Here is a 6,784-nt window from a genome sequence, read left to right as displayed (position 1 = left end):
TCCTGTCAAATACCACATTCTTGTCAAATCCATTACTTGAGACATTCCTTACATGTTTGAAATATAGAGTCCCATCTTATTGATAATCAGATCCAAACTATAGTAAAAAAGTGTTTTTTCTGTACTGAAACCTGCAAGTCTTTTGAAAAAATGCTTGACCGAAAACCCCAGCAATGACCTAGTCTGCGTGATCACAATCCTTTAAAAAAAAGCTTGACCGAAAATTCCAGTAACGACCTGGTTTGTGTGGTCAACTGGCGCAACGGTTTCGGATCAACGGTTGTGCTCAAGCAGATTGAGGAAAACGAATTATTTTATAAAGTTGTTGTTTTCTCTTTTTCCGTTTTTCCGTTTTTTCTGTAGCTATAAGTTTTATATTGGATTTTCTGTAGGTTTCAGCAGTGTAAATCCAGTTTTTGACAATTTGCTGCGATTTTTGGATTAATAACTGCGTTCTACGGTGTAAGTAACTTTCTTTGAGCCATCTGCGGGTATGGTTATCTCCCATTCAGCTGTATAGGCATCTTTTTTCTCGTATGGGTCAGAGGTGGTTGTGATTTCCCAGTCGCCGTAGAAGTTTTCTACGATTTTTACTTTCTGGGACTCGGATTTGTGGTTTTTGATTTCGGTTTCGTAACTTTCTTTCCAGACGTTCGAGCTGATTTTATCGTAATTTATCTGGGTTCTTTTGCCTGTTACATCAAAAGAGTTTCCTACAACAACTTTTATCTCTTCATCTTTTGGAGTGTGCTTTATGTTGTCTTCTCCAAGGAACTGAAGCTGGCCTTCTGAGTCAGTTTTGTATACTCTTAGAACTCCGGCAGGAAGAGGCATTCCAAGGCCTTTTTCTTTTGAATTGTTTAAGCTAAGGGCGACCTGGACATTACTGCTTTTTGAGACATCAAAAACCAGTTCCTTTTCTACAGGCACGGAATTGACAGAGAGAAGGGAAAGTTGTTTTACTTGATTGTTCCTGAGGGTAGCCGGCCTTTGAAGGGTATATAGGTGATACTCAAAGAATGATTCCTCAACGAAACTCTCCACAGCTTCGTCATATGCAACTCCTTCTTCTGCAACTGCCTTCCTCGCAGGTGTTTCCTGTGGTGCAGTTACGCGGTTAACTTCTCCTGCAACCAGTTTCAGTTTGGCGTTTTCATAGGTTGTTCCTGCTTCATTATTAACAGTAACCCAACCCTGGATATCGGCTTTCTTGTCATCCGCACTGGTCTTTACGATATAGTTTGCTTTCCAGCTCATCCCATTTGTAAGATAGGAAGTGAGGACATCCCTCTTGCCTGCGGCAGTTGAGTAGACCTGCCAGATAAGGGTAGGTTTTGTGAGCAGTCCGGCAGAGTCCGGAAACTCCACTTTCGATATTTCGGAAAGGGTTACAACCTTCCCGGCACTTAACCTGAGCACCAGTCCCTTATTGTCATCATAGCTCATGAGAACCCCTGTGTATGTGCCTCCTTCTTTTTCGGTGACAGTAATTTCCTTATCTAGAAATTTTCCCAGAAGCTCCTGGCTGCTCATGAGGTCGTATTCATAATTCTGCTCCAGTACGACAGTATTCTTATTTTTCGTATCCTCAAACATTACTGATGTCGGATCAATAAGAGCAGCAACATCCTTATATTCAACCCTGTTCACTCCAGAATCAAGATCGAGTTCCCTTTTTTCTTTTACAAGGGCAAGGTTATTATTGTAAACAGTAACCTCAGTACCTGAATCAATTGCCTGAGCACCTGCTGTGAGAATCTCCAGTGGGTTTGAAGCCTGTACTCTGGTAACTATGCTCGAACTGGATTCTATTCCGTTAGCTGTAGTTTCAGATCTATCTGCTTGGGCTGCTTGAGCCGTGCTTGCTGTAATATCAGGATGGAAGGTAAAATCAGGATACACGAAGGCTGCAGATGCAGTTAAAATCAATCCTGATGCCAGAATCATCCAGATGTTACTTTTCTTTATTTTCATGAAAGAGGAGTTGGTGACTTTCTTATTTATATTTAGCTTTAACTGCAGTTATGTTCGAAGTTATCTATCGATTTTCAATATAGCTTTTTATAAGGCTTTAAATATGGCTTCAGGATTTTGAGTAGCTTCCGACCATGTTCCCTATTCGATTTATCATTTTTCAAAGGATACAGGCTATAATAATTCTATTTTCTATCTTTAGAACAACAGGACAGAAGACAGTTATAAATAATATACACAATTACATAGTTAATAATTTCATAAAGTTTAAAGTTAATTGATATTTGATATAATCTGAAAAAGACATACATAACAGGAAATGAGCTAAAAGATAAATCGAAAAATAAACAAGTTCAAAAACGAATCAGATAGCAGAGAATCGGGTAATCGAAAAATATGGAAAAGAATAAGGGTCTGTTCTTATGAACCTCATTAAAGCCTTCAGAAACAAAAGCCTGATTCAACTCTCAGGCCTTATTTCAGGCTTCGTTCTGATTATTCTGTTTGCCTGGATAATCCTCCCTGCCTCAGCCGCAGGGATAGAGGTAAACAGGGAGATTTCTGCTGGAACGGTTAACCCAGGTGAAAGTTTTGCGGTAACCGTACATATAATTACGGAGCAGGATATTGAAGCTCTGACGCTCGATGAGAATCTCCCTGAAGGATGGCAGGTAAGCCAGTGGGAAAATAATGGGGCTGTGTTCCAGAAAACCAGCACATTCAAAGCATCCACTCTAGAATGGATCTGGGTTGAGAACTTTTCAGCAGGGGAAGAAAAGACAGTTGTATATAATGTGACCGTGCCTTCGAATTTCGAGCCTGGAAACTTTACACTTTCTGGCAGGATTTCTGCTTATTCTGTTTCCGCTACCCCAGTGGAAGGATTTTCAGAAATAGTGGTTATTTCTCCGCCTGAAGCAAACTTTTCCGCAATTCCTCTCCTTGGACCTGCCCCTCTGATTGTCCAGTTCACGGATTTATCTACCTTCAATCCTGATTCCTGGGAGTGGGACTTTGATGGAAACGGGAACATTGACTCAAACGAAAGGAATCCGGTTTACACATACGAGAGTCCTGGAGTCTACACTGTTATATTAAAGGCGACTAACAGTACTTATGGAAATAGTACGTATGGGAATAGTACTCGGACAAAAGTAGGATATATAACTGTGACCGAGAAATCGTCAGGTTCTGGAGAAAATGTGGGAAATGAAGAAAGTAGCGGAGGAAATAGAGGAGGAAATAGTGGAGGAGGCGGGGGCGGCGCAGGCTCTCCAGAATCAACCGGGAATGTCGATCTGAAGGAAATTTCTAATGAACAGGTTTTCAAAGGCATTCATACGTGTTTCACTTTTAAAGGCGAAGCAAATGAAATCGTCACCGTGGAGTTCGATCCGAAAAAGAATTTCGGAAAAACAACTGCTATTGTAGAAATACTAAAAAATACATCCTCAATTGTTAAGGAACCTGCACCCGGAACTGTCTACAGGAATGTAAATATCTGGATTGGGAATAATGGCTTTTCAAGTCAGGAAAATTTTGAAAATGCCAGCATAAATTTCAGGGTAAGCAGGGTCTGGATTACCGAACAGGGAGGAAGCAAAGATACTGTAGCCCTGTATCGCTACAGTGAGGAAGTATGGAACTCACTGCCTACAACCTTCAGTAGAGAAGATGAAGTTTACTTTTACTTTACCGCAGAAACTCCAGGCTTTTCTCCCTTTGCGATATCAAGTATGAAAATAAATACTAAGTCTATTGAATTCCTTCAAACTAAAAATGAAGAAAATAAGGGTAATAATAAAAGTAATCTGTCTGAAGGAAAAAAACAAGAAAATATAACAAATGTAAACTTAGAGCTTAATAAAGAAAATGATGAAGAAAAAAGAGATGTTCCGAACCCTGCTGTTTTCTTGACTGTTATCGGATTTCTGACTTCGTATGTAATATTGAGTAAGAGGAAGCACAGGTAATTATTGAAAAAGGACGGAACAAAAATGAAAAAGTGGGTAGGAAAGTAAGAGGCCAGGAAATCAATAAAAGTAGCCATACTATCAAGTGTCATGGCAGGAAATCAGCTCACCAGCAACCAGGCCAAGCAAACAATCTACATTCTCTTTCCGTATAGCAGGTTCATAATAACCTGCTGTAAGAGTAAGTGTTTCCTGGTAGGTTGAAATCCCAAGCATAAAAGCAGGGGCACGGAAAGCCGGAGTTACCAAGTAAGCGTCTTTGATAACTGTTTCTCCAAAAAGAAGGGGGTAAGGACTGATAACTCCTAAATTAGTGAGCATAGGAGAAGACCTTCTACTTGTTAGAGATCTTTCCCATTCTTTTTTGTTCATCTTAAGAACTTCCCGAAAACCCATACCGGACATTAATTCACAGGCAAAAGCGCTTTTTATTCCTGGAAAGCCAGTTTTAATGCTTTTCATGATGGATATAACTCTTTCCAGAGTGGCAACAAAAGGTTCGCACTTGATTTCAGACAGTCTCAAACTTTCTATTCCAGATAAATTAGAAATAGCTATATTTTCTCCTTCCGGCAAATAACGGCGTAAATCCACTGTAAACTGTATTTCCATAGGAGAATCAGATCCAGGTTTTATCATGTTAAATAACGCCCGAAAGAAAGCTGTCAGGATAATATCGTTTATTGTTGCTCCGTGGGTTTTTGCATAGGCCGAAATATTTTGAAAATCTCGTTGGTAGATTCTGCTTATAGAGAACCGTATCGATTCTGGTTCTACAGATTGTTTCCAGGGAAAAGCCCATGTAGGCTCTAATTCTTCACTTTCAGAAGTGAAAGCAGACTTGAGGTCAGTTATTCCAAGGGCCTCAAGTACAGCACTCTGGTCTCTTTTTCCTTGTACGTTCGGTTCAGGTTCAAAAGAAGAATCTATATAAAGCTGAGTATATATGCCAGCCAGTAGTTTAAGGTATTCTTTGGCGCTTCGGCCATCGCAGCAGGCATGATTGAGTTTGATACATAGAGTATCTTCCTGACCACATCGCACCAGCAGTGCCAGCACCTGTGGGTCATGGTCCATGCTTAAAGGCTCCAGCAGGAATTTCATAATTGATTCTTCCCTGTCCTGCGTTTCTTCCAGCCTGCACCATGAAATCCTTTCGGGATCAGCGAGGCGTTGCCAGAAGGGCCTGTCGTCCCTTTCGACGAACAGGCAGCCCAGTACAGGCTCGGCGTCAGTGGACAATCTTACGGCTCGAGCCAATTTTACCTCATCCAGCCTATTTTCGAAACGTATCACAGCTTGAAGTGTATAATTTGAAATCCCATAGCGAGCCACATAATTGAATTGGTCCTGTAAGGTGGCAGGCATCGTTCTGGAAATTTTTTGAGACTTCATCTCCACAAATAGATCTCTTTTAGATATGCCCGCACTTCTCAAGCCAGGTAAGAGACTTTATCCATTCTCCTTTTGGCTCCCTTGAAGTACCCACCACAAGCCGCTTAATGTCTCCGACTTCTTCGACGATGCCGCGAGCTTCTATTAACTCTCCTGGAAGTGCCTGGCCTGCATAGGTGTGGGTATACGAGAGCACGTGGTCGATCTCATCGTGTTCGACCTTGTAATACGCAGGACTGTCAAAAGCAAAGTCGGCATTTGTAACTCTGGCTTCTATTTTCATTTTGACGGTGTCCTTCCCGCGCAGAAGAGGTTCTTTTATCTGGTCCCATTCCCTTACGAAAAGGAGGTCAAAATAAGTGCCTTCAACCATGCCCCGGTTACCTTTTCTCGATTCGTGCAGCATGAACTCATCAAATGAAATCTCAGGAATTCTCTTTCTGTAGATTCTCTGCCACATCTCCTCATCAATTTCTTCAATGGGTCCTTCCTGCTGTTTTGCAGCAGCTATTGCATCCCTTGCCCTGAACCATACAGGGCCGTATACAACAAAGTCAATATCCGAATTTTCATTCTGGAGGCCTGCGAGCATCGAGCCAGTAACTCCCATGCTTGTCCTGGGAATGCCTGCCCGGTCAAGGGTCTTTACGATTGCTCTGACGCGACTGTCAGAATTTACAAGTCTGGGAATCGCATCCGAGGGGTGAAGCACCTGTTTTACTTCAGATTCAGGCACCACATGAACATCCTGTACCCATTCAGGCTTGTACTTCCTCATGAACTCAAAAGCCGGACCAAAATCATATTTTTTATATCGTATCCCGTTTAATTCTCTTTCCCCATTCTCATCGGGCACGTAGCGGAGTGTGGCGCGGATTCCATTGCTACGGAAATAGTCGGAAACCGCAAAAAGCCAGTTATCTTTCGTGACAAGAAAATCCCTCAAGCGTGTTTTTAGCATTTATACCATCATCCCTGGAACTTATAGGAGCACTTTAGAGTACTCGTGTTTAAGGAACATTAACGGCTGGGTTTTATAATAATTTAATAAATAATAGGAAATGTATTGTAATATTCCTGTATATAATTATCAAGTTGTATATAATTATCAGGTGTTTTAAAAAAGCCTTTTGAAAAAAAGCCTTTTAAAAAAAGGCTTTAGCGAAAAGTTCTGGAACAAACAGCATAGTAAAATGGATAATATATCTGGAGTTACAGATACTTAAAGGAAATATGCTGAAGGAATCAGATAAACACAAATAAATTATATTAAAATAGAACATCCTGAAGTAAAAAATACTTAATGAGCTGATCCCAAAACTCAAAATTGCTTCTCTGAATCCTGTATTCCGAATAATCAATCAAGTTTCTGATCATGAAAACAATCCTGAAAATTCTTGATGATTAAGAACGAAATGACTTTTGGGATAGGCTCAATATTA

The 6,784-nt window shown here is 40.8% G+C and carries 4 protein-coding genes; 1 reads left to right on the top strand and 3 read right to left on the bottom strand.

Translation table 11 applies throughout. From position 1 onward, the window contains the following. Nucleotides 1-441: 441 nt before the first annotated feature. Nucleotides 442-1,974: a DUF4139 domain-containing protein gene (locus tag A9239_RS11605; RefSeq protein WP_048119678.1), complete on the bottom strand. Its 1,533-nt coding sequence runs from the start codon at nucleotides 1,972-1,974 to the stop codon at nucleotides 442-444. Between the two features lie 422 nt (nucleotides 1,975-2,396). Between A9239_RS11605 and A9239_RS11600 the strand changes: the two genes are divergently transcribed. Beyond that, on the top strand, nucleotides 2,397-3,947 hold the full coding sequence (locus tag A9239_RS11600) for a PGF-pre-PGF domain-containing protein (protein ID WP_048154618.1): 1,551 nt from the start codon (nucleotides 2,397-2,399) through the stop codon (nucleotides 3,945-3,947). An 81-nt stretch (nucleotides 3,948-4,028) separates the two neighbouring features. Here the strand turns inward: A9239_RS11600 and A9239_RS11595 are convergent, their stop codons facing one another. Further along, nucleotides 4,029-5,342, bottom strand: coding sequence for a condensation domain-containing protein (locus tag A9239_RS11595; protein WP_080943668.1), 1,314 nt, complete (start codon nucleotides 5,340-5,342; stop codon nucleotides 4,029-4,031). A gap of 19 nt (nucleotides 5,343-5,361) precedes the next feature. Further along, nucleotides 5,362-6,303, bottom strand: coding sequence for a nucleotidyltransferase domain-containing protein (locus A9239_RS11590; RefSeq protein ID WP_048154621.1), 942 nt, complete (start codon nucleotides 6,301-6,303; stop codon nucleotides 5,362-5,364). Between the last annotated feature and the right edge of the window lie 481 nt (nucleotides 6,304-6,784).

The sequence above is a fragment of the Methanosarcina sp. A14 genome (assembly GCF_001729375.1).
Classification (GTDB): domain Archaea; phylum Halobacteriota; class Methanosarcinia; order Methanosarcinales; family Methanosarcinaceae; genus Methanosarcina; species Methanosarcina barkeri.
This window is presented reverse-complemented; position numbering and strand designations above follow the sequence as displayed.

What these genes read in the sequence shown, in the direction of transcription:
- A9239_RS11595 (WP_080943668.1), bottom strand. Translation starts at nt 5,342, where the DNA reads ATGAAGTCTCAAAAAATTTCCAGAACGATGCCTGCCACCTTACAGGAC.
- A9239_RS11600 (WP_048154618.1), top strand. Translation starts at nt 2,397, where the DNA reads ATGAACCTCATTAAAGCCTTCAGAAACAAAAGCCTGATTCAACTCTCA.
- A9239_RS11605 (WP_048119678.1), bottom strand. Translation starts at nt 1,974, where the DNA reads ATGAAAATAAAGAAAAGTAACATCTGGATGATTCTGGCATCAGGATTG.
- A9239_RS11590 (WP_048154621.1), bottom strand. Translation starts at nt 6,303, where the DNA reads ATGCTAAAAACACGCTTGAGGGATTTTCTTGTCACGAAAGATAACTGG.